A 21305-nucleotide genomic window follows, 5' to 3' on the forward strand; every position below is an offset into this window, starting at 1 on the left:
CGGCACCTCCGCACAAGGTGCCGCCCCCGTTCTCCTCCGAAGTCCGGAGCCGCCGCGATCGGTGAGGGTCGGGGACCGACGACGGCTCCGGGTTCTGGGTGGCCCTGAAGCGGGCCGCGGGTCTAGCGGTGGTCGCTGCCCTGGGACTGGACCGCTGCCCGGCCGGCCTCCAGGCGGGCCACCGGGATGCGGAACGGGGAGCAGGAGACGTAGTCGAGTCCGACCTCGTGGAAGAAGTGGACCGACTCCGGGTCGCCGCCGTGCTCGCCGCAGACGCCGAGCTTGAGGTCGGGGCGGGTCTCGCGGCCGGCCTTGGCGGCGAGCTTCACCAGGGAGCCCACGCCGTCACGGTCGATCGTCTCGAACGGGGAGACTCCGAAGATGCCCTTCTCCAGGTACGCCGTGAAGAACGAGGCCTCCACGTCGTCCCGGCTGAAGCCCCACACCGTCTGGGTCAGGTCGTTCGTGCCGAAGGAGAAGAACTGGGCCGCCTCGGCGATCTGACCGGCGGTCAGGGCGGCGCGCGGCAGCTCGATCATCGTGCCGATGGACAGCTTGAGCTGCGCGCCCGAGGCAGCCTCCACCTCGGCGATGACCTTGTCGGCCTCCTCGCGCACGATCTCCAGCTCCTGCACCGTGCCGACGAGCGGGATCATGATCTCGGCGCGCGGGTCGCCCTTGGCGGCCTTGCGCTCGGCCGCGGCCTCGGCGATCGCCCGGACCTGCATGGTGAACAGGCCGGGGATGACCAGGCCGAGACGCACGCCGCGCAGACCCAGCATCGGGTTCTGCTCGTGCAGGCGGTGGACCGCCTGGAGCAGGCGCAGTTCGTTCTCGTGCGGCTCCTGGCGGGACTCGGCGAGGGCCACCCGGACGGACAGCTCGGTGATGTCCGGGAGGAACTCGTGCAGCGGCGGGTCCAGGAGCCGGATGGTGACCGGGAGGCCGTCCATCGACTCGAAGAGCTGGACGAAGTCCTGCTTCTGGAGCGGGAGCAGCTCCTTGAGGGACTCCTCGCGCTCGTTCTGGGTGTCGGCCAGGATCAGCCGCTCCACCAGCTCGCGCCGGTCGCCGAGGAACATGTGCTCGGTGCGGCACAGGCCGATGCCCTGGGCGCCGAAGCGGCGGGCCCGCAGCGCGTCCTCGGCGTTGTCGGCGTTGGCACGCACGCGCAGCCGGCGCTTGCGGTCGGCGAAGGCCATCATCCGGTGGACGGCCTCGACGAGCTCGTCGGCGTCGTCGGCGCCCGGGTGCATCCGGCCCTCGAAGTACTCCACGACCGGCGAGGGCACGACCGGCACCTCACCGAGGTAGACCTTGCCGGAGGAGCCGTCGATGGAGACGACGTCGCCCTCCTCGACGACGTGCCCGCCCGGCACGGTCATCCGGCGGCGCTTGGTGTCGACCTCCAGCTCCTCGGCGCCGCAGACACAGGTCTTGCCCATGCCGCGCGCGACGACGGCCGCGTGGGAGGTCTTGCCGCCGCGCGAGGTCAGGATGCCCTCGGCGGCGATCATGCCGTCCAGGTCGTCGGGGTTGGTCTCACGGCGGATCAGGATGACCTTCTCGCCCGAACGCGACCACTTCACGGCCGTGTACGAGTCGAAGACCGCCTTGCCGACCGCCGCGCCCGGCGAGGCCGCGATGCCCCGGCCGACCTGCTCGACCTTCGCGCTCTCGTCGAAGCGCGGGAACATCAGCTGAGCGAGCTGGGCGCCGTTGACACGCGTGAGCGCCTCGGCCTCGTCGATCAGGCCCTGGTCCACCAGCTGGGTCGCGATACGGAAGGCCGCGCCCGCGGTGCGCTTGCCGACGCGGGTCTGGAGCATCCACAGCACACCGCGCTCGATGGTGAACTCGATGTCGCAGAGATCCTTGTAGTGGTTCTCCAGCGTCTCCATGATCTGCATCAGCTGGTCGTACGACTTCTTGTCGATCTGCTCCAGATCGGCGAGCGGCACGGTGTTGCGGATGCCCGCGACCACGTCCTCGCCCTGCGCGTTCTGCAGGTAGTCGCCGTAGACGCCCTGGTGGCCGGAGGCGGGGTCGCGGGTGAAGGCGACGCCGGTGCCGGAGTCCGGGCCGAGGTTGCCGAAGACCATGGAACAGACGTTGACGGCCGTGCCCAGGTCGTGCGGGATGCGCTCCTGGCGGCGGTAGAGCTTGGCCCGGTCGGTGTTCCAGGAGTCGAAGACCGCGTGGATGGCGAGGTCCATCTGCTCGCGCGGGCTCTGCGGGAAGTCCCGGCCGGCCTCGGTCTTGACGATCTTCTTGAACTTGGTGACGAGCTTCTTGAGGTCGGCCGCCTCCAGCTCGGTGTCGACCGTGACCTTCTTGGCCGCCTTCGCCGCCTCCAGCGCGTCCTCGAAGAGCTCCCCGTCGACGCCGAGGACGGTCTTGCCGAACATCTGGATGAGGCGGCGGTAGGAGTCCCAGGCGAAGCGGTCGTCGCCGGCCTGCTTGGCGAGGCCCTGCACCGACTTGTCGGAGAGGCCGATGTTGAGGACGGTGTCCATCATGCCGGGCATGGAGAACTTGGCGCCCGAGCGCACCGACACCAGCAGCGGGTCGTCCGCCTGGCCGAGCTTCTTGCCCATACGGGCCTCGAGCGCGTCGAGGTGTGCACTCACCTCGTCACGCAGTGCCGCCGGCTCCTCGCCGCTGTCGAGGTAGACCTTGCAGGCCTCGGTGGTGATCGTGAAGCCGGGCGGGACCGGAAGGCCCAGGTTGGTCATCTCGGCGAGGTTCGCGCCCTTGCCACCGAGGAGGTCCTTGAGGTCCTTGTTGCCCTCGGTGAAGTCGTAAACGAACTTCACGCCCTCAACGCTCGCGGCCTGCTCGGCTACCGGGAGATCTTTGTTTTCCGACACGGGTCTCGACTCCTCGAGGACGCGGTGGCTGCCCTGACGGCCAGGAACATACCCAGATCGAAGGCGTCTGGGTACGTCCATGCGCGCGTCATGCGCCTGTAACCACTCGTCCGCCAGCGGATCGAAAGTCAAGGCTTGGCAAGCAATCACAGCCGCATGTGTTCACTTCTTGAACGCATAAACCTCTATCGAACTCTCGGATCGCTCATCTGAGCGTCGTTCACCACGCTTGAGTTCGATCGATGAACGATCAAAGCATGGCACTCAGTGCCACCCTTTGGAGAAGTGCAGCCGCTCAAGATCCGCTCATCTGAGCGCAACCCTTATCAGGGGTGGCGAGAATCACGCTGCCACAGCCAGCCGGATTTCACCATGCGGACGTGTAGCGGGGGCGAAATGTCCCGGTCACACGCCGAGCGCCCGCAGCCGCTCCTCGACCCGTTCGGGGGCGTACAGATGCTCGACGACCATCGCACCCGCTCCCACCAGCCCCGCACGCTCGCCCAGCCGTGAGGTCACCACCTCCAGGTGGGCCGTGGAGCGGGGCAGCGCCCGCTGGTAGAGCAGTTCGCGCACACCTGTCAGGAAGGCAGTTCCGGCCAGATCCCCGGCGATCATCAGCACTCCGGGGTTCAGCAGGGTCACCACGGTCGCCAGCACGTCCCCGACCCGGCGCCCGGCCTCCCGCGCTAGACCGACCGCCTCGGGGTGCCCGGACGACAGCAGGTCCCGCACATCCGAGCCGGAGGCCGCCGGCACCCCGGCCTCCGCCAGCCGCCGCGCCACGGCCCCACCGCTCGCGACGGCGGCCAGACAGCCGTACGAACCGCACCGGCACAGCGCCTGGGCGCCCTCCGGCACCCGGATGTGCCCGATGTCCCCGGCGCCCCCGTCCACGCCCCGGAACACCGAGCCGTCCACCACGACCCCGGCGCCGATGCCGGTGGAGACCTTGACCAGCACGAAGGCCGAACAGTCGGGGTAGCCGCTGCGCTGTTCGCCGTACGCCATGAGGTTGGCGTCGTTGTCCACCAGCACGGGCACGGAGGCGGCGCCGGTGTGCTCGGTGAGCGCCCGGGCCAGCCGCCCCCGTATGCCGTAGCCGTCCCAGCCGGGCATGATCGGCGGCTGGACGACGCGGCCGGTCTCGGTGTCGACCGGGCCGGGCACCGCGAGCCCCACACCGCACACCGACTCGGCCGGGCGGCCCGCCTTCTCCAGCAGCTCGGCGAACCAGCGGCCGAGTTCGCCGAGCACGACGTCCGGCCCGTCCTCGATGACCAGGGTGCCGGAGTGCTCGGCGAGGATCTCGCCGCTCAGCGACAGCACGGCCGCCCGCGCGTGCCGGGTGTCGAGGTCGGCCGCCAGGACGACGGCGTGCTCGTCGTCGAATTCCAGGGTGATGGAGGGGCGTCCGCCCAGCGGGGAGTCCACCGGCCCCCCGGCGCCCTCGCGCAGCCAGCCCGCGCGGAACAGCCGGTCGAGCCGCTGCCCGACGGTGGCCCTGGACAGTCCGGTCGCCTGCTGGAGCGCGCCCCGGGTCACCGCGCGGCGACTGCGCACCAGTTCGAGCAGTTCGCCGGCGCTCGCCTGGCCGACCCCTCGTCCCGTTCTCTGCCCCGTCATCCCGGGCTGTCCGGTCATGCACACCCCCTTGTGTTTCCCAACCTTGCCTTACATAGTGGGTTTTGCGTGTTAAATAGACGTAACCCCACAGTAGCCGCAGCCGAACCTGCCGGCCGGACGTCTTTCCGGAGAGCCCCGAGTGGACCGCACCGCCCAACGCGCCCTACGTCCTACGGGACGCACCGTTGCATACGATCCGTCCAGCACCGCCTCACCCCTGCACATCAGGGCCGCCGCGGTGCTGGAGGAAGGCTGGACGGGGACGTCCACCGTCCCTTCGCGCAGCCTGTATCCGCACCAGTGGTCGTGGGACTCGGCGTTCATCGCGATCGGCCTGCGGCACGTCTCGCCGTTACGCGCCCAGACGGAACTGGACACGCTGCTGGCGGCCCAGTGGGCGGACGGGCGGATCCCGCACATCGTCTTCAACCCCTCCGTCCCCCTCGACGCGTACTTCCCGAGCCCCGACTTCTGGCGCTCCTCGACCGCGGGACGCACCGCGGGCGCCCCGCGCACCGTACAGACCTCCGGGATCGTGCAACCACCGGTCCACGCGCTGGCAGCGTGGCTGGTGCACCTCGCCGACCCGGGTCTGTCGCGGGCGCGCGGTTTCCTCACCCGGGTGTATCCCCGCCTCGCGGCCTGGCACCGGTATCTGCTGCACCAGCGCGACCTGGGCGGGGGCGGACTGGTGTCCGTCGTGCACCCCTGGGAGCAGGGCATGGACAACAGCCCCTGCTGGGACCGTCCGCTCTCCCGGGTCACCCCGGCCCCGGCCCGCTCCTTCCGCCGCGCCGACCTCGACCACGGCTCCCCCGAGGACCGGCCGACGGACCTGGACTACGGGCGGTACGTGCGGCTGGCGAGCGACTACCGGGACCGCGGATACGCCGACGGGGCAGGAGAGTTCGCCGTGGAGGACCCGGCGTTCAACGCGCTGCTCATCGCCTCCGAGTACGCCCTGGCCCGGATCGCCCACGAGCTGGGCGCGGCGGGCTCGGCCCGGCAGGCCCGCGCCGAGCGGCTGACGGCGGCCCTGGTGGAGCGGCTGTGGGAGCCCGCCGCGGGGATGTTCCTGTGCCGGGACGTGCGCGCCGGGGAGCTGATCCCCGAGCGCGGGGTCTCCGGGCTGATCCCGCTGCTGCTGCCGTCCCTGCCCCGCGACCTCGCCGGCACCCTGGTCCGCACGATGTGCGGCCCGCACTTCGGCCTCGGCGGCACCACCCGCCTGGTGCCCAGCTACGACCTGCTCGGCGAGGCCTTCGACCCGCACCGCTACTGGCGCGGCCCGGCCTGGTTCAACACCAACTGGCTGCTGGAGGGCGGCCTGCGGCTGCACGGCGAGCGCGGCCGGGCCGACGCCCTGCGCAAGGGCATCCTGCACACCGCCGGCGCCTCCGATTTCGCGGAGTACGTCGACCCGTACACGACACAGGCCTGCGGCGCCACCGGCTTCGGCTGGACCGCCGCGCTCACGCTCGACCTGCTGCACGACCGGCCCGCAGGGGACAGAAACGGCGTCACGGCGATCAAGGGAGGGGACCGGGCATGACGGACCGGCATCATCTGCTCGTGCACGGCGGGACGTTCGCCGCCGTGGGGGACCGCGGCGACATCAGCGGCTACCGGGGCGGCAGCGCCCCGGACGGAATGTTCGTACGGGACGCACGGCATCTCAGCCGGTGGCAGCTCACCGTGGACGGGGCCGTGCCCGACACGCTGACGCCGGTGGCCGACGGGGACACCGCGCGCTGCGTCCTCGTGCCGCGCGGCGGCCGCAACGAGCCGCCCGCCTGCACGCTCTTCCGTGAACAGGCCGTCGGCGACGCCTCGTTCGTGGAGTCGCTGCGCATCACCAGCAACCGCCCGACGCCGACGACGGTCCGCCTCGCGCTCACCGCCGACGCCGACTTCACCGACCAGTTCGAGCTGCGCTCCGATCACCGCACCTACACCAAGGCCGGTGCGGTCCGCTCCCGCCAGGTCCTCGGCCACGGCGTGGAGTTCACCTACCGGCGCGGCGAGTGGCGCTCGTGCACGACGGTGACGGCCGACCCCCATCCGAACGCCGTGGAGGAGACCGGCACCGGCGCCCGCCGCCTGGTGTGGACCCTGGAGCTCGAACCGCACGGCACGGCCGAGCTGATCCTGCGGGTCATGGCCCGCCCGCACGGCGAGAAGCGGGCCCTGCGCGTCCCCCGCTCCCCCGCCGCCGTTCGGGAGCAACTGCTCGCCCGGGAGGGCGAGTTCGTGGAGGGCCTGGCCTTCCCGGCCGGCTGGCCCGAGCTGGCCGCCGCCTGCTCCCGGGGCCTCGCCGACCTCGCCGCGCTCCAGGTCCCGGCGAAGGGCCCGGACGGCGAGGAACTGCGGGTCCCGGCCGCCGGCGCCCCCTGGTTCCTGACCCTGCTGGGCCGGGACGCCCTGCTGACGTCGCTGTTCGCGCTGCCCTACCGGCCCCGGCTGGCCGCCGCCACCCTGCCCGCGCTCGCCGCGACCCAGGCCACGGATGCCGGCGCGAGCGAGGTCGCCCAGCCCGGAAAGATCGTCCACGAGGTGCGGCACGGCGAACTGGCCCACTTCGGCCAGGTCCCCTACGGCCGCTACTACGGCTCGGTCGACGCCACTCCGCTGTTCCTCGTCCTCCTCGGCGCCTACGCGGAACAGACCGGCGACACCGTCCTGGCCCGCCGTCTGGAGCCACACGCCCGCGCGGCGGTCGGCTGGATGCTGGACCACGGCGGCCTGACCTCGCGCGGCTACCTCGTCTACCGCGCCGACCAGGGCGGCCTCGCCAACCAGAACTGGAAGGACTCCCCCGGCGCCATCTGCTCCGCCGAGGGCACCCGCCCCCACGGGCCGGTGACGGCCGCGGGCGCCCAGGGCTACGCCTACGACGCGCTGCGCCGCACGGCGTGGCTCGCGCGCACGGTGTGGCAGGACGGGACGTACGCGGACCTGCTGGAACAGGCGGCCGGTGATCTGCGCGACCGTTTCCAGCGGGACTTCTGGATGGCGGAGCACTCCTTCCCCGCGCTCGCGCTCGACGGCCGGGGCGACCAGGTCGACGCCCTGGCCTCCGACGCCGGGCATCTGCTGTGGTCGGGCCTGCTGGACAAGGAGTACGGCGAACAGGTCGGCCGGCGCCTCCTCGAACCGGACTTCTTCTCCGGCTGGGGCGTACGCACCCTGGCCGCGGGCCAGCCGGCCTTCCACCCGCTCTCCTACCACCGCGGTTCGGTCTGGCCGCACGACAACGCGCTGATCGCACTGGGCCTGGCCCGCTACGGACTGCACGACGAGGCCCGCGCGGTCGCCCGCGGCCTGGTCGACGCGGCGACCGCGACCGGCAACCGGCTCCCGGAGGTCCTCGCGGGCTACGGCCGCGACACCCACCCGGAGCCGGTGCCGTACCCGCACGCGTGCGTACGCGAATCTCGCTCGGCCTCGGCCCCGTTGGCACTGCTCACGGCGGTCGGGGGCGTCTGAAGAGCGGCCGGTCGGACGGTTGGCCGGGCGTTTGCCGGGTGTTTGCCGAGCGCTGGCCCGGCGGGCTGAACGCACCTGGTGGGCGCCCCGTACGGAACTGAGGCGGACCCGTACCCCCACGCGGGTCCGCCACCTCGCCGGGTTTCGTACGGGAAGGACCTCCGGGTGCCTGTCTTCACACGCCTCCGCCAGTCATCGCAGCCGGGTGCCCCGGGGGCCGAGTCCGAGACGGAGCGTGCGGAGAAGGAGGGGGTCGTCACCGAGGAGACGGAGAGTCCCGCCCTCGGATCCCGCCTCACCCGCCTCCGCACCTGGCGCACCCGCCACCCCGGCGCCTCCCGCGCCCTCTCCTGGACCACCACCGCCCTCGCCGCCGCCCTGATCCTCGGCGCCCTGCTGCTGCCCAACACCCTCCCCGCCGTGGGGCCGAAGAGCTTCACGCGCATACCGGCCGAGGCGGTCGTCGGGGCCGTCGTGATGCTGTGGCTGCCGCGCCGGCCCCGGCTGGCCGCGGCGACGCTGTACGGGCTCGGCCTGACCGCGCTGACCGCCGTGAACCTGCTCGACATGGGGTTCAACGAGTATCTGGGCCGGGGCTTCAACGCCGCGCTGGACTGGGACCTGCTGCCCGACGCCCAGGCGTACGTCGGGGACACCCTGGGCGGCGGTGTCGCGACCGCCGCCGCCGTCGGCGCGATCGTGCTGGTCCTGCTGCTGGCGGCCGTCATGGTCGCGGCGACGGTCCGGCTCAGCGACCTGCTCGTCCGCCACCGGCCCCGGGCGGCCCGGGGCGCGCTGATCGCCGGCGTGGTCTGGGTCACCTGCTCCGCGATGGGCCTGACGCTCTTCGGCGGGCCGATCGCCTCCGAGCGCGGCGCCGGCGCGCTCAGGGTCCACGCCCAGCGGACGGTGGAGTCCCTGCGCGACGAGGCGGCCTTCGCCAAGCAAGCCCAGGCGGACACCTTCGGCAACACCCCGCCCGACCAGCTCCTGCCCGACCTGCGCGGCAAGGACGTCATCTTCACGTTCATCGAGAGCTACGGCCGCAGCGCCGTCGAGGATCCGATCATGGCGCCCGGCGTCGACCGCACCCTCGACACCAGCGGCAAGGCCCTGGAGAAGGCCGGCTTCGCCGCCCGCAGCGGCTGGCTGACCTCGGCGACCTTCGGCGGCAGCAGCTGGCTCGGCCACTCCACGACCATGTCCGGCCTGTGGATCGACAACCAGCGCCGGTACCGCACGGTCACCGCGGGCGACCACCTCACCCTCACCAAGGCGTTCCGCAAGAGCGGCGCCTGGGACACGGTCGGCGTGATGCCGGGCGTGCAGAAGGGCTGGCCGGAGGAGAAGTGGTACGGCCTCGACAAGCTCTACGACGCCTACGACCTGGGGTACAAGGGCCCGAAGTTCAGCTGGTCGACCATGCCCGACCAATACGCGCTGGAGGCGTTCCAGCGTCAGGTGCACGGCAAGAAGCGCGACAAGCCGCTGATGTCGTTCGTCATCCTGACCTCCAGTCACCAGCCCTGGGCGCCGCTCCCGAAGATGGTCGACTGGGACGAACTCGGCGACGGCTCACGCTTCGACGCCGTCCAGAAGGCCGGCAAGAAGGCCTCGGACGTCCTCACCGACACCACCGAGTCCCGGCAGGAGTACGGCAAGTCCATCCAGTACTCGCTCACCAGCCTCACCCAGTGGCTGGAGCGCTACGGCACCGACGACACAGTCCTGGTCTTCCTGGGCGACCACCAGCCCATGGCCCGGGTCAGCGGCATCCGCGCCAGCCGCGACGTGCCGGTCTCCATCGTCGCGAAGGACCCGAAGGTCCTCGACAAGGTCGCCGACTGGAACTGGACGGAGGGCCTCAAGCCCGACCCCGACGCCCCGGTGTGGAAGATGAGCGCCTTCCGCGACCGCTTCCTCAAGGCGTACGGCTCCACACCGCACCGCTCGGAGGGCTGATCAGCCGCCGGAGGTGTCGAGCTCGGCGTCCTCGCCGACCCCGGCGCAGTCGTAGGGGTCCTTCAGCCAGCCGTCCGGCAGCACCACCCGGTTGTTGCCGGACGTACGGCCCCGGGGCCCGTCGGCGCCGGCGGGCCAGGGCTGGTCGAGGTCCAGCTCGTCCAGGCCGGAGCGCAGCTCTTCGAGCGAGGAGGTGATCGCGAGGCGCTTGCGCATCTCGGAGCCGACCGCGAAGCCCTTCAGATACCAGGCGACGTGCTTGCGGAAGTCGATGACCCCGCGCGCCTCGTCCCCGATCCACTCGCCGAGCAGGGTGGCGTGCCGGACCATGACGTCGGCGACCTCGCGCAGCGCCGGGCGGGCGATGTCCTGGGGGCGCCCCTCGAAGGCGGCCACCAGGTCGGCGAACAGCCACGGCCGCCCGAGGCAGCCACGCCCCACCACGACACCGTCGCAGCCGGTCTCGCGCACCATCCGCAGCGCGTCCTCGGCCGACCAGATGTCGCCGTTGCCGAGCACCGGGATCTCCGGCACGTGCTCCTTCAGCCGGGCGATGGCGTCCCAGTCGGCGGTGCCGCCGTAGTGCTGGGCGGCGGTGCGGCCGTGCAGCGCGATGGCGGTGACGCCCTCCTCGACGGCGATCCGGCCGGCGTCCAGGAAGGTGATGTGGTCGTCGTCGATGCCCTTGCGCATCTTCATCGTCACGGGCAGATCGCCGGCGCCGCTGACGGCCTCGCGCAGGATGGCCCGCAGCAGGTTCCGCTTGTACGGCAGCGCGGAGCCGCCGCCCTTCCTTGTGACCTTCGGCACCGGGCAGCCGAAGTTGAGGTCGATGTGGTCGGCGAGGTCCTCTTCCGCGATCATGCGGACGGCCTTGCCGACGGTCGCCGGGTCCACGCCGTAGAGCTGGATCGACCGGGGCCGCTCCGTCTCGTCGAAGTGGATGAGCTGCATGGTCTTCTCGTTGCGTTCGACCAGCGCCCGGGTGGTGATCATCTCGCTGACGAACAGGCCCTTACCTCCGCTGAACTCCCGGCACAGCGTGCGGAAGGGCGCGTTGGTGATCCCGGCCATGGGGGCCAGTACGACGGGGGGCTGGACGGTGTGCGGGCCGATCTGGAGGGGCGTGGACATGCATCCATTGTGCCGTGCAATGAGACGGTAAAATTCATTAGTTAGCCACACTATTGAAATCGGCGTACGATGGCACGCATGCCCGAGCTCAGCCCCCGCCGCCGCATGCTGGTGCTCGCGATCTGCTGTATGAGCCTGCTGATCGTGAGCCTCGACAACACGGTCCTGAACGTGGCCCTGCCGTCCATGCAGCAGGACCTGCACGCCAGCACGTCCGGCCTGCAGTGGACGATCGACGCCTACACCCTGGTCCTGGCCTCGCTACTGATGCTCGCGGGCTCCACGGCCGACCGCATCGGCCGCAAGCGCGTCTTCATGGCGGGCCTGATCGTCTTCACCATCGGCTCGGTGCTGTGCTCCCTCGCTCCGAACCTGGAGGCGCTGGTCGCCTTCCGGATGGTGCAGGCGGTGGGCGGCTCGATGCTGAACCCGGTCGCCATGTCGATCATCACCAACACGTTCACCGACCCGCGTGAGCGGGCCCGCGCCATCGGCGTGTGGGGCGCGGTCGTCGGCATATCGATGGCCGCCGGCCCGCTGGTCGGCGGCCTGCTCGTCGAGTCGGTCGGCTGGCGCTCCATCTTCTGGATCAACCTGCCGGTGGGCCTCGCGGCCCTGCTTCTCACCCTGCGCTTCGTCCCCGAGTCCCGCGCCGGCAAGGCCCGCCGCCCCGACCCGGTCGGCCAGCTCCTGGTGATCGCCCTCTTCGGCTCCCTGACGTACGCGATCATCGAGGCGCCGACCACGCCGTTCGCCTCCATCGCCCCGCTGGCCGCGGTCGCCCTGGCCGCCCTCCTCGGCCTGCTCTGGTACGAGCCGCGCCGCACGGAACCCTTGATCGATCTGCGGTTCTTCCGCTCGGCGCCGTTCAGTGGGGCCACGGTCATCGCGGTCAGCGCGTTCGCCGCGCTCGGCGGGTTCCTCTTCCTGTCCACGCTGTACCTCCAGAACGTCCGCGGTCTGACCGCCCTGGAGGCGGGCCTGTGGATGCTGCCGATGGCGGCTCCGACGTTCCTGTGCGCCCCGCTCTCCGGCCGCCTGGTCGGCACCCGCGGCCCACGTCTCCCGCTGGTGATCGCCGGCTTCGCGATGACCGCGAGCGGCGTGCTGTTCGCCGCGTTCGAGGCCGAGACGTCCAATGTCACGCTCTTCGCCGGGTACGTCCTCTTCGGCATCGGCTTCGGTTTCGTCAACGCGCCGATCACCAACACGGCGGTGTCCGGGATGCCGCGTGCGCAGGCGGGTGTCGCCGCGGCGGTGGCCTCGACGAGCCGACAGCTCGGGCAGACGCTCGGCGTCGCGGTGGTGGGGGCCGTGCTCGCCTCCGGCGTGGGCTCGTCGTCGTATCGGGAGACGTTCGTGTCGGCGGCCCGGCCGGGGTGGTGGATCCTCGCGGCCTGCGGGTTCGCGGTGCTGGCGCTGGGGGCGGTGACGAGTGGGCGGTGGGCCCGGGGGACCGCCGAGCGGGCCGCGGAGAGGCTGGAGGCGGCTGAGGTGCGGGATGTGATGGTGACCGCGGACCGTGCCACGTAGCCGTGGTTCGTTGCCTGTTGGACAACACGGGGCGTATCCCGGGCGGTTAGGTGAGGAACCTGACCGTTGAACCCTCAATCTCATTCCACCGTCCGCGACTTGCCACCCCGTTCTGAGCAGCAGAAACTGGAAGTGAAGACGTAGAGCCCACCGATCGTCCGACTCTGCGCCGCCCCGACCGTTGCGAACAAAGGGGCTGAGCCGGTGGACAACACACTGCACATCCTCCTCGCCGAAGAGGACGCGGAAGCCGAACATGTCGCGGAACTGACCGCCTACCTGCGCGAGGAACTGCTCGAGCTCGACGTGGACGACGTCACGACACTCCCCGGCGGGGAGGCCCCGTCCGGAGCGCGGGCCGTTGACGTCACTCAGATCGGTGCCCTGCTGGTGGCCCTGGGCAGCTCGGCGACCGCGCTGAGCCAGGTGGCGACCGTGCTCCGGTCGTGGCTGGGCCGGCGCCATGACACCCGCCCGTCCATGCGTCTGCAGATGGGCGACGACGTCCTGGAGGTGTCCGAGGCGACCGACGAACAGGTCGCGGAGGCGTTCAGGATCTTCGTCGAGCGCCATTCCCCGGCTGGAGCCGAGCCATGACGGAATCCAGACACGCGATGATCATCGCCAACGACCGGTACACCGACCAGGGGCTCAAGAAGCTCAAGGCGCCCGCCCAGGACGCCGCCGCCCTGGAGAGGGTGCTGCACGACCCGCAGATCGGCGACTTCGAGGTGGAGGTCGTGCACAACGCGTCGGCCGACCTGATGCGCAGGCGCATCCAGCGCTTCTTCAACGAGCGCGGCCGCGCCGACACGCTCCTGCTGCACTTCTCCTGTCACGGCATCAAGAGCGAGTCCGGCGAGCTGTACTTGGCCGCGAGCGACACCGAGCCCCCGCTGCTGGCCGCAACGGCCGTCCCCTCGCAGTTCGTCCGAAGCTGCATGTACGGCACCCGGGCGGGCCGCACCGTCCTGTTCCTCGACTGCTGCTACGGCGGCGCCTTCTCCCGGGGCTCGACCTCTGTGCGCGCTTCCGGAGAGATCAACGTCCTCGAGTCGTTCGCGAAGGGCGAGCCGGCCACGGGGCGGGGGTGGGCCGTGATCACCGCGTCGGACTCCATGGAGTACGCCTTCGAGGGCAGCAAACTCGCGGAGAACTCCGGTCCGCGGCCTTCGCTGTTCACGCACGCGGTCGTCGAGGGCCTGGAGACCGGCGAGGCCGACCTCGACGCGGACGGGAAAGTCTCCCTGGACGACCTGTACGAGTACGTCTACAGGCACGTACAGGAGCAGAACCCCCATCAGACGCCGAAGAAGGCGGCGGAGCTGCGCGGGGAGCTGCATCTGGCACAGAGTCGGCGGGGCCGCATCAAGATCGTCGCCGATCCCTCGCCGCCCTCCCTGCGGGCGGCCATGAACAGCGACGACTTCCTCACCCGGCAGGGCGCGGTGACGGAGTTGCGCAAACGACTCCAGCGCAGGGAGCTGCCCATGGCGGAAGGGGCGCGTCAGCACCTGGAGGAGGTCGCGCGGAACGACATCCAGCCGATCGCCGAACTGGCGTCCGACGCCTTGAGCAAGATCCACCTGGCACCGTCCCCGGACCACCTGGACTTCGGCCAGGTACCAAGGGGCTCGCCCCCTCGGAAGCAGTCGGTGACCCTGCACGGCCCACCGCTGGCCCGTCACTGCGTGGCCCAGTCCAAACAGACGTGGCTGCGGGTCGATCCGACCCAGCGGGGCCTGGATGTCCACGTCGACACGACGGCCGGGGGGCGTCTGTCCGGCGACATCGTGCTGAAGGGTGTGGCCGACGAGGCATTGATCCACGTCGAGGCGGTGGTGGATCCGGTACCCGAGCGCGGAGGCGAGCCTCCGAACTCCAAAGGGCGGACGGCCGAGTCGGGCGGCAAGCGGGACCCGGTGGTCGTCGGGCCCACGCGCATCCCGCCCCCTCCCAAGAAGCCGCCCCCGACCTCCCCGTCCGGACCCGCTCCCGTCCTGGCCGGTGCCGCCCTCGCTCTCGCCGTCACGGCGGTCATCACGCTCGTACTGGCCCTCAAGGCGGGGGTAACGGCCATCACCGAGCGGGGCGACGAAGGGGTGTACGGCCGTATCGAGGACAACATCCGCGAGCACGGAGCACTCACACCGCTCATCGTGTGCCTGATCACCGGTGCGTTGGCGCTGGTCGCCGGCGCCTTCGCCCGGCACGAACTGGGAGCACGGCGAAAGCTCTACACGGGCAAGACGGCGAGCGGCACGCACGCCCTGACCGCAGTGGCGAAGGGCCTGGCGATCCCGGTACTCATCCTGGCCGTACTCGCGGGCATCACCTACCTGGTGGGCAGCCCGCATTGGTGAGGAGAGACACTGCCTCGTCCGATGGCACGTATGTCACGATCCGCGGCCCCGCTCCCGGTGTCAGCCACAGGTCCGTGTGGTCGACGGTGATGCGGCCGACGTGGCGCCTCGTGGCGGTCCCAGGCCGTGCGGAACTCGGGGGACTCCGTGCGCAGGCGCTTGCGCAGCATCTTCCAGGCGGGCTCGGTGAGATGGCCGGCCATCGCGGCGCGGAAGCGGGCCGCCATCAGGCGTGATGATCACCACTCAGCAGTCGGCACTGGCCCTCGGTGTGGCCACCCTGGGCACGCTGTTCCTGTCCCTGGTCCCGGGGATGGGCATGCGGGACGCCCTGGTCACGACGCTGCTGGTACAGCTCGCCGGGGTGGGCTGACGGGCCTGCTGAGCCTCAGGCTGCCGCGCGAGGTCGTCTGAGACAGTTCGCGGCCTGATAACTCGCATCCGGGGAAACCCTGTTGATGTTGGTCTTGCCGCACACTCCTTACTGCGAGCGGACCGGACGGGCCGGATTCCTGGACGCGGGAGGCGTCATGACGCAGATCGACACGAGCAAGGTGAGCCGCTGGGACCAGCACGGCCGCGAACACGTGGTGCGGGTACAGCGCACGGGCATGCAGCGCACGATCAGATGCGACACCTGCGGCTGGCGCAGAGGAGCGCAGTTCCTGCCCTGGCTGAAGGCGGAGGAACATCTGGCGGAGGCCCATCAGGCGACGGTGGACCCGACGGCGGCCTGAACGGCCGGGCGGGCCGGCCCTGGACGAGTCATTCCGAATGTCCGTGACCGTCTCGGGTTCGCGGTCGAGCATTGCGGTCAGTACCTCGCGCTCGTCTATCGTCGGGTTCGCCAGCGCCCACAGGATCGGCATGCCGGCCGGGGTGCACACCAGGCAACGCGGCCCTCAGCCGCTTGTTCCAGCCCGGCTGCACGGGCACGTACGGGAACATTGCGCCCAGGCGAGAGTGCACGAATCACAGCCACCGCGACTCCGAGGTGAAGCCCAGCAGCGCTTGCGCGACGGCGAGGCAGACGAGCTCGGAAGTCCGTCAGCTGCGGCGGCCGGCCTTGCAGGCGGCCATCGGGCTGATGGGAGGCCGACGGCGAGGCCCGCGCGCACCGGCACTGGCACCGGGCGCGTGATTCTCGTGTAGCAGTCGCTCCGTATGCGGCGCAAGATGGAGAGTGCTGCTCGAAGAGCTCGGCGACGTTGCCTGCGGCGCCGTTCCCGCCGCCGCAGGCCAGGCCGCGGCCAAAGTGCTAAGCATGCACCTGACTGCCGGCCCACACTTGGGACGAACCCCGGCCCCATGTCCGAGCCTGACGGTTCCGGCCAGCAGGAGGTCCGATGGTGGAGGAAGAGTCGCGACTGCGCGAACTGGCAGTTCGTGTCCGGACCGCTGACGTCGTCGACGCGATGGGGCGATTTCATCGGCACCGATGCCATCTGACCGACCTGAAGAGCCCCACGCCGGATCGCCTGCTCTTCGGCCCGGCCGTCACCGTTTCCTATCTGCCCTCGTGCCAGAAGGCTCTGCCGCCCGAGCGCTACAACTTCGCCGAACTCTTCCGCGAGGCCATCCGCGACGGGGGTCAGGGACGGGTGCTGGTTCTGGCGAGCAACGGGTACCCGGACGCGTCGCTCGGCGGCAAGGTCAAGCTGTCCCCGCTCGCTGTCCACGGGCTCGCCGGAATCCTGACGGACGGTCGCCTGCGTGACTTCGCAGAGCTGTCGGAGTACGAGTTCGCCGCATATTGCAGTGGCGAAGCCGTGCGATGGGGTGGGGACGCCGTCACCCCGTTCGAGGCGAACCGGCCCGCGGTGGTGTCGGGTGTGGTGGTGCGTCCCGGAGACTACGTGTTCGCCGACGCCGCCGGGGCGGCGGTTATCCCGGGGGCGGAGGTTCTGGCTGTCCTCGAGGAGGCCGTACAAGTGGTGAGCGACGAAGCACGCTACGTAGAAAAGAATCGCCGGGAGGGCGATCGTGGAGACGACGGTGCGCCGAAGGAGTAGCCGCCGGCAACCCCGCCCTGACGGGCAGCAACGGCATCCACGTCACACGGCCGCCCACCCGCCAGCTCATCGGTGTTCGGGGTTCGGATAGTCGAAGCGGGCTCCTGCGTCCCACTCGGCGCGCTGGTTTCCGTGAGCGGGGATGCCGTCGGTCCGCTTGAGAATGGCGGCGAGATGCATCAAGTTCCAGGCCATAAAGGTGGTGTTGCGATTGGTGAAATCGTTCTCCGGCCCACCCGATCCGGGGTCGAGATACGAGGGTCCTGGCCCGGCCTCACCGACCCAGCCCGCGTCCGCCTGCGGTGGAATGGTGTACCCGAGGTGCTGGAGGCTGTACAGGACGTTCATGGCGCAGTGCTTCACTCCGTCTTCGTTGCCCGTGATCAGGCACCCACCGACCCGCCCGTAATACGCGTACTGGCCGCGGTCGTTGAGGAGTGCCGAGCACGCGTACAGCCGCTCGACGACCTGTTTCATGACGGAGCTGTTGTCACCCAGCCAGATCGGCCCCGCCAGCACAAGGATGTCGGACGCGATCACCCGCTCGTACAGGGCCGGCCACTCGTCGCTCTCCCACCCGTGCTCGGTCATGTCCGGCCACACACCGGTCGCGATGTCGTGATCGACAGCTCGTACGACGTCGACCTGGACTCCCTGTGCCTCCATCACCGCCCGGCTCTTGTCGATGAGTCCTTGGGTGTTGCTCACCTCGGGCGATCGCTTGAGGGTGCAGTTGACGACGAGGGCGCGGAGGTCGTCGTAGCGGTCAGGCAGCGAATCGGCAGTCGGCGGCTGGGCGGTCACAGAGCGCTCCTGGGATTCTGCCACCGTGCCGTCACGGCGGTGCAACGCCGTCCATGGTGCTGGCCAAGTGCCTTCTGCGGCGGCTGCGGCACGGGTTGCGACCGAGGACCACACCACCAGCCCAACGGCTGCACGGCCGCCGACTGTCCACGAGTGCCGACCCCCTTCCCTGCCACCGCAGAAGAACGCATCAACGGGACCCGGCCCCGGGGACTTACCGGTGACAGCGGCGGCGATCCGTTCCCGCCGCGGCGCACACTCTCATCTCCTGCTCACTGGTCGTCCAGGGGAATGGCAAGCGCCGCGGTGCCGCTCATGTCGAGCCAGACCTCTCCATTGCCGTGGACCATGCGGATCATGACCTCCCCGCATCCCGGGCAGCGGGCGATGCGGCCGGGGGCGCGGTCGTACACATGTAGCCCGCCGAGGGGACCCGTGCGGCTGCAGTGCGCACACCGGCTGGTCGCGGCGGTGACATCGACCGCGAAAATCTCCGAGAAGGGCCCTGCGAGCGCGTTGCCGTCCGTATAGGTGGGCTCGCGGAATGTGTAGCCGTCCGAAACCATCATGTCACCCTCCGCTAGCCGAATCGTTCTGTACGGACGCGATCAGGGGAATGGCCGAGAAGTACCAGGTAGGCGGCGGCCTTCTCGACGAAACCGGTGGGGCCGCATACATAGCAGGCCGGCTCGAACTCCGGGGGCCAGCCGTTTCTCGCCAGGTCCTCCGGTGCTAGTCGGCCCGCCGGCCGACGCCATCCGTCAGGTGTCACCCGGCTATAGATGTACGACGTGTCCAACCCGGGCGCCCCCTTGCGCAGCTCGGCGGCGTAGAGAAGGTCCGCCGGACCCCGTAGGGAGTACAGCAGGCGGAACGGGACGCGGCTGCCGACCGACTCCCTGGTGCGGACCATGGACATCAGCGGCACGATTCCGGAGCCGCCTGCCACCAGCAGAACCGGCTCCGGCTGCTCGGGCTGCCACACGAACCAGCCGCCAACGGGGCCGCGGATCTCTACGAGGCACCCGACCAGGAGCTTGTCCACCAGATAGGGCGAGACCTCCCCACCGGTCACGCGCTGTACCGTGAGCTCCACATGCTCGCCGTTCGACACCGACGCGATCGAGTAGCTGCGCTGCGTGCTGTACCCGTCCTCCGCCGTCAGCCGGACATCGACGTGCTGGCCTGCCAGGTGGCCGGGCCAGTCCGGCACGCTCAGGACGAGCGTGGTGGCCGTTGCCGACTCCGTACGCCGGTCCGCCACCTGAGCGGTTCTCCAGCGAAGTCGTTCACCTAGTCGCCTTGGTATCGCTGCTCTTGCCATGGGTCTCCGTAGTTGTGGTAGCCGGCGCTTTCCCAGAAGCCTGGTTGGTCGTCGAGGCGAAGCTCGATCGTGCGTACCCATTTCGCGGACTTCCACAGGTACAGGTGGGGAACGAGAAGCCGGGCTGGGCCGCCGTGCTCGGGCGCCAATTCCTGGCCGTCGTAGTCGTGCACGATCCATGCCTTGCCGTCGAGGAGGTCCTCCAGCGGGATGTTGGTGGTGTAGCCGCCGTAGGAGTGGACGAGGGCGAAGTCCGCCGCCGTCTCGACATCTTCGAGCAGGACGTCCAAGGACACGCCCCGCCATTCGGTGTCGTACTTCGACCACTTGGTCACGCAGTGCAGGTCGACCGTGGGAGTCTCCGTCGGCAGCGCCCGCAGGGCCGCCCAGTCCCAGCTGTGGCGCCGCCCTTCCTCCGTGACGACCGCAAGCTCCCAGTCCTCCTGCGGCACATGGGGGGTCGGGCCGGCGGAAAGCACCGGAAAGTCGAACGTCTCGTACTGGCCGGGCGGAAGCTTCTTGCCGTCGGCGGGCCGCCGGCCGTGGAATCCTGGCGAAATGATGGGCATACGCGCATAACCTTCCTCAGCGCAACGGTCAGGACCGGGAGCGGGCCGGTCGTGCCGGGCCGGCATCCGATCCTTCGCGGCCGGCACACCCGGCGTTTGTGCCGGCCGGGTGCGGTGTCGTCTTGGCACGACTGGACGTCGTCAGCGCAGGGGCCTGAACGCTGCCCGCACCTCGGCGGAGAAGAGCTCCGGCTCCTCCCAGGCAGCGAAGTGGCCGCCCCGGCCGACCTCGTTGAAGTACGCGAGGCCCGGGTAGACACTCTCCACCCAGCTGCGCGGGGCGGCCCAGATCTCGCCGGGGAACGTCGTGAAGCCGACCGGAACCGACACCGGCGGAGGAGCCTGGCCGGACGCTATCTCGCGTCCGAACTCCCAGTACCACCGGGCCGCCGAGGCGCCGGTGCCCGTCAGCCAATACATCATGATGTTGTCGATGATGTTGTCCCGGGTCAGATTGCCCACGGGCTCGCGGTCGACGAACGCGCGGGAGATCTTGTAGTAGCTGTCCGTGTCGTGGTCCAGCATCCATGCAGCCAGCCCGACGGGTGAATCCAGCAGGGAGTAGCCGATCGTCTGCGGCCGGGTGGTCTGCTCCAGGAAGTAGCCGAAGCCGTCCGTCATGAACACGTTCAGCGCGTCGAACGCCGCGCGTTCCTGCTCGGACTCCCTGGGCAGTTGGTCCTTGATCGCGATCGCCCCGGCGAGCAGGTTCACGTGGATGCCGAGCAGCCCCGCGGGTGCCTGACGGCCCATCGCGTCGGTGACGGCTGCGCCCACGTCGCCCCCCTGGGCGACGTAGCGCGGGTACTCGAGGCGGTTCATCAGCTCCGCCCACGCGCTCGCGATGCGCCCGTTCCCCCAGCCAAGCTCGGTCGGCTCGCCCGAGAAGCCGTAGCCGGGCAGGGACGGCAGCACCAGGTGGAATGCGTCCTCGGGGGTGCCGCCGTGAGCGGTCGGGTCGGTCAGCGGGCCGACGGTCTCCAGCAGCTCGACGACCGAGCCGGGCCAGCCGTGCGTCATGATCAGCGGCAACGCGTTCTCATGCGACGACCTGACGTGGGTGAAGTGGATCTCGACCCCGTCGATCTCGGTCGTGAACTGCGGCAGTGCGTCCAGTCTCGCCTCGCACCTGCGCCAGTCGTACTCGAGCATCCAGTAGCGGGAGAGCGCCTGAAGTGTTGCCAGTTGCACTCCTTGCGAGCGGTCGGTGACGAGCTCCTTGGAAGGCCAGCGCGTCGCCTCGACCCGGCGGCGCAGCTCGGTGAGCTGGTTCTCCGGAACCTCGATCCGGAACGGGCGGATGTCTGTTCCTTCGGCCGTGACGGGCATGACGGCGCTCCTCGGTTGCCGACGGGCGGCAAGCCTCGCGCTCTTGTCCGCGCGGCGCGCCCGTGAACACCTCTGGTCCACTTTCCAGTCTGCGCTCGGTCAGGGACCCTCGCCACACTGCTCAGGCTGATTCCTCAAGGGCCGGCTCGACCTGGAACAGCACGGCGGCCGGACCTTCGAAGGCGTCGCAGTCCGCCCCGCCCAGCGCATCCTCGCGATGGCCGCAGCAATCCGGCACAACCACAAGACGCGCCAGCCGATCACTCGATCACTGGTCGCCTACGACCACTGAC

Annotated in this window: 16 protein-coding genes and 4 pseudogenes; 10 read left to right on the forward strand and 10 right to left on the reverse strand. The window is 70.3% G+C overall.

The genetic code is table 11. The features are described 5' to 3' along the window. Positions 1-122: 122 nt before the first annotated feature. Together ppdK and ACWIF2_RS08565 are read right to left on the reverse strand one after the other, a co-directional pair. On the reverse strand, positions 123-2870 hold the full coding sequence (gene ppdK / locus ACWIF2_RS08560) for a pyruvate, phosphate dikinase (protein WP_454359383.1): 2748 nt from the start codon (positions 2868-2870) through the stop codon (positions 123-125). Between the two features lie 405 nt (positions 2871-3275). Next, positions 3276-4514, reverse strand: coding sequence for an ROK family protein (locus ACWIF2_RS08565; protein ID WP_454359384.1), 1239 nt, complete (start codon positions 4512-4514; stop codon positions 3276-3278). Between the two features lie 121 nt (positions 4515-4635). Here ACWIF2_RS08565 and ACWIF2_RS08570 point away from each other — a divergent pair, with 121 nt between their 5' ends. The 3 genes from ACWIF2_RS08570 (at position 4636) to ACWIF2_RS08580 (ending at position 9944) form a co-directional block, all read left to right on the forward strand. After that, the gene (locus ACWIF2_RS08570) at positions 4636-6048 is read left to right on the forward strand and encodes an MGH1-like glycoside hydrolase domain-containing protein (RefSeq protein WP_454359385.1); all 1413 of its coding nucleotides are present in this window, start codon (positions 4636-4638) and stop codon (positions 6046-6048) included. Then, entirely contained in the window at positions 6045-7982 is a 1938-nt protein-coding gene (locus ACWIF2_RS08575; protein ID WP_454359386.1) for an amylo-alpha-1,6-glucosidase, read from the forward strand. Before ACWIF2_RS08570 ends, ACWIF2_RS08575 begins: the two co-directional genes overlap by 4 nt. A 165-nt stretch (positions 7983-8147) precedes the next feature. Next, a complete protein-coding gene (locus tag ACWIF2_RS08580) occupies positions 8148-9944 on the forward strand; it encodes a sulfatase-like hydrolase/transferase (RefSeq protein ID WP_454359387.1) in 1797 nt (598 codons plus the stop codon). Here ACWIF2_RS08580 and dusB read toward each other — a convergent pair whose 3' ends face one another. Continuing rightward, positions 9945-11078, reverse strand: a complete 1134-nt coding sequence (gene dusB / locus ACWIF2_RS08585) for a tRNA dihydrouridine synthase DusB (RefSeq protein ID WP_454359388.1) — start codon at positions 11076-11078, stop codon at positions 9945-9947. A 78-nt stretch (positions 11079-11156) separates the two neighbouring features. Between dusB and ACWIF2_RS08590 the strand changes: the two genes are divergently transcribed. The 3 genes from ACWIF2_RS08590 to ACWIF2_RS08600 all read left to right on the forward strand — a co-directional run bounded on the left by ACWIF2_RS08590 (position 11157) and on the right by ACWIF2_RS08600 (position 14974). Next, entirely contained in the window at positions 11157-12611 is a 1455-nt protein-coding gene (locus ACWIF2_RS08590) for an MFS transporter (protein WP_454359389.1), read from the forward strand. Between the two features lie 204 nt (positions 12612-12815). Continuing rightward, positions 12816-13208: a hypothetical protein gene (locus tag ACWIF2_RS08595; protein WP_454359390.1), complete on the forward strand. Its 393-nt coding sequence runs from the start codon at positions 12816-12818 to the stop codon at positions 13206-13208. Beyond that, positions 13205-14974 carry a caspase family protein gene (locus ACWIF2_RS08600; RefSeq protein WP_454359391.1) on the forward strand — a complete coding sequence of 590 codons (1770 nt, stop codon included), beginning with the start codon at positions 13205-13207 and terminating at the stop codon, positions 14972-14974. Before ACWIF2_RS08595 ends, ACWIF2_RS08600 begins: the two co-directional genes overlap by 4 nt. Here the strand turns inward: ACWIF2_RS08600 and ACWIF2_RS08605 are convergent. Then, positions 14943-15213, reverse strand: a pseudogene (locus tag ACWIF2_RS08605) (MmyB family transcriptional regulator); the annotation flags it as partial. The gene ACWIF2_RS08600 and the pseudogene ACWIF2_RS08605 overlap by 32 nt on opposite strands. Here ACWIF2_RS08605 and ACWIF2_RS08610 point away from each other — a divergent pair. Further along, a pseudogene (locus tag ACWIF2_RS08610) lies at positions 15189-15388 on the forward strand (MFS transporter); the annotation flags it as partial. The pseudogenes ACWIF2_RS08605 and ACWIF2_RS08610 overlap by 25 nt on opposite strands. A gap of 116 nt (positions 15389-15504) precedes the next feature. Continuing rightward, on the forward strand, positions 15505-15711 hold the full coding sequence (locus ACWIF2_RS08615) for a hypothetical protein (protein WP_382493367.1): 207 nt from the start codon (positions 15505-15507) through the stop codon (positions 15709-15711). A 45-nt stretch (positions 15712-15756) separates the two neighbouring features. On the opposite strand, the pseudogene ACWIF2_RS08620 reads toward ACWIF2_RS08615, so the two are convergent. Further along, positions 15757-16049: pseudogene (locus tag ACWIF2_RS08620) on the reverse strand (hypothetical protein); the annotation flags it as partial. Positions 16050-16320: 271 nt separating this feature from the next. Here ACWIF2_RS08620 and ACWIF2_RS08625 point away from each other — a divergent pair. After that, a complete protein-coding gene (locus ACWIF2_RS08625) occupies positions 16321-16986 on the forward strand; it encodes an RraA family protein (RefSeq protein WP_454359392.1) in 666 nt (221 codons plus the stop codon). A 66-nt stretch (positions 16987-17052) separates the two neighbouring features. Here the strand turns inward: ACWIF2_RS08625 and ACWIF2_RS08630 are convergent, their stop codons facing one another. The 5 genes from ACWIF2_RS08630 to ACWIF2_RS08650 form a co-directional block, all read right to left on the reverse strand. After that, complete coding sequence (locus ACWIF2_RS08630) at positions 17053-17790, reverse strand: flavodoxin family protein (RefSeq protein WP_454359393.1); 738 nt, start codon at positions 17788-17790, stop codon at positions 17053-17055. Positions 17791-18062: 272 nt separating this feature from the next. Next, a complete protein-coding gene (locus ACWIF2_RS08635; RefSeq protein WP_454359394.1) occupies positions 18063-18359 on the reverse strand; it encodes a DUF6510 family protein in 297 nt (98 codons plus the stop codon). Positions 18360-18370: 11 nt separating this feature from the next. Beyond that, positions 18371-19114: a ferredoxin reductase gene (locus ACWIF2_RS08640; protein ID WP_454359395.1), complete on the reverse strand. Its 744-nt coding sequence runs from the start codon at positions 19112-19114 to the stop codon at positions 18371-18373. Continuing rightward, positions 19084-19683 (reverse strand): molybdopterin-dependent oxidoreductase, encoded by a 600-nt coding sequence (locus ACWIF2_RS08645; protein ID WP_454359396.1) that lies wholly within the window; start codon positions 19681-19683, stop codon positions 19084-19086. The genes ACWIF2_RS08640 and ACWIF2_RS08645 overlap by 31 nt, the downstream gene beginning before the upstream one ends. Positions 19684-19824: 141 nt before the next feature. After that, complete coding sequence (locus ACWIF2_RS08650; protein ID WP_454359397.1) at positions 19825-21012, reverse strand: epoxide hydrolase family protein; 1188 nt, start codon at positions 21010-21012, stop codon at positions 19825-19827. A 133-nt stretch (positions 21013-21145) separates the two neighbouring features. Here ACWIF2_RS08650 and ACWIF2_RS08655 point away from each other — a divergent pair. Beyond that, a pseudogene (locus ACWIF2_RS08655) lies at positions 21146-21304 on the forward strand (IS982 family transposase); the annotation flags it as partial. Between the last annotated feature and the right edge of the window lies 1 nt (position 21305).

The sequence above is a fragment of the Streptomyces sp. NPDC055506 genome, assembly GCF_053643595.1.

What these genes read in the sequence shown, in the direction of transcription:
- ACWIF2_RS08635 (WP_454359394.1), bottom strand. Translation starts at nt 18,359, where the DNA reads ATGATGGTTTCGGACGGCTACACATTCCGCGAGCCCACCTATACGGAC.
- ACWIF2_RS08625 (WP_454359392.1), top strand. Translation starts at nt 16,321, where the DNA reads ATGGTGGAGGAAGAGTCGCGACTGCGCGAACTGGCAGTTCGTGTCCGG.
- ACWIF2_RS08645 (WP_454359396.1), bottom strand. Translation starts at nt 19,683, where the DNA reads ATGCCCATCATTTCGCCAGGATTCCACGGCCGGCGGCCCGCCGACGGC.
- ACWIF2_RS08590 (WP_454359389.1), top strand. Translation starts at nt 11,157, where the DNA reads ATGCCCGAGCTCAGCCCCCGCCGCCGCATGCTGGTGCTCGCGATCTGC.
- ACWIF2_RS08565 (WP_454359384.1), bottom strand. Translation starts at nt 4,514, where the DNA reads ATGACCGGACAGCCCGGGATGACGGGGCAGAGAACGGGACGAGGGGTC.
- ACWIF2_RS08650 (WP_454359397.1), bottom strand. Translation starts at nt 21,012, where the DNA reads ATGCCCGTCACGGCCGAAGGAACAGACATCCGCCCGTTCCGGATCGAG.
- ACWIF2_RS08600 (WP_454359391.1), top strand. Translation starts at nt 13,205, where the DNA reads ATGACGGAATCCAGACACGCGATGATCATCGCCAACGACCGGTACACC.
- ACWIF2_RS08640 (WP_454359395.1), bottom strand. Translation starts at nt 19,114, where the DNA reads ATGGCAAGAGCAGCGATACCAAGGCGACTAGGTGAACGACTTCGCTGG.
- ACWIF2_RS08575 (WP_454359386.1), top strand. Translation starts at nt 6,045, where the DNA reads ATGACGGACCGGCATCATCTGCTCGTGCACGGCGGGACGTTCGCCGCC.
- dusB (WP_454359388.1), bottom strand. Translation starts at nt 11,078, where the DNA reads ATGTCCACGCCCCTCCAGATCGGCCCGCACACCGTCCAGCCCCCCGTC.
- ACWIF2_RS08615 (WP_382493367.1), top strand. Translation starts at nt 15,505, where the DNA reads ATGACGCAGATCGACACGAGCAAGGTGAGCCGCTGGGACCAGCACGGC.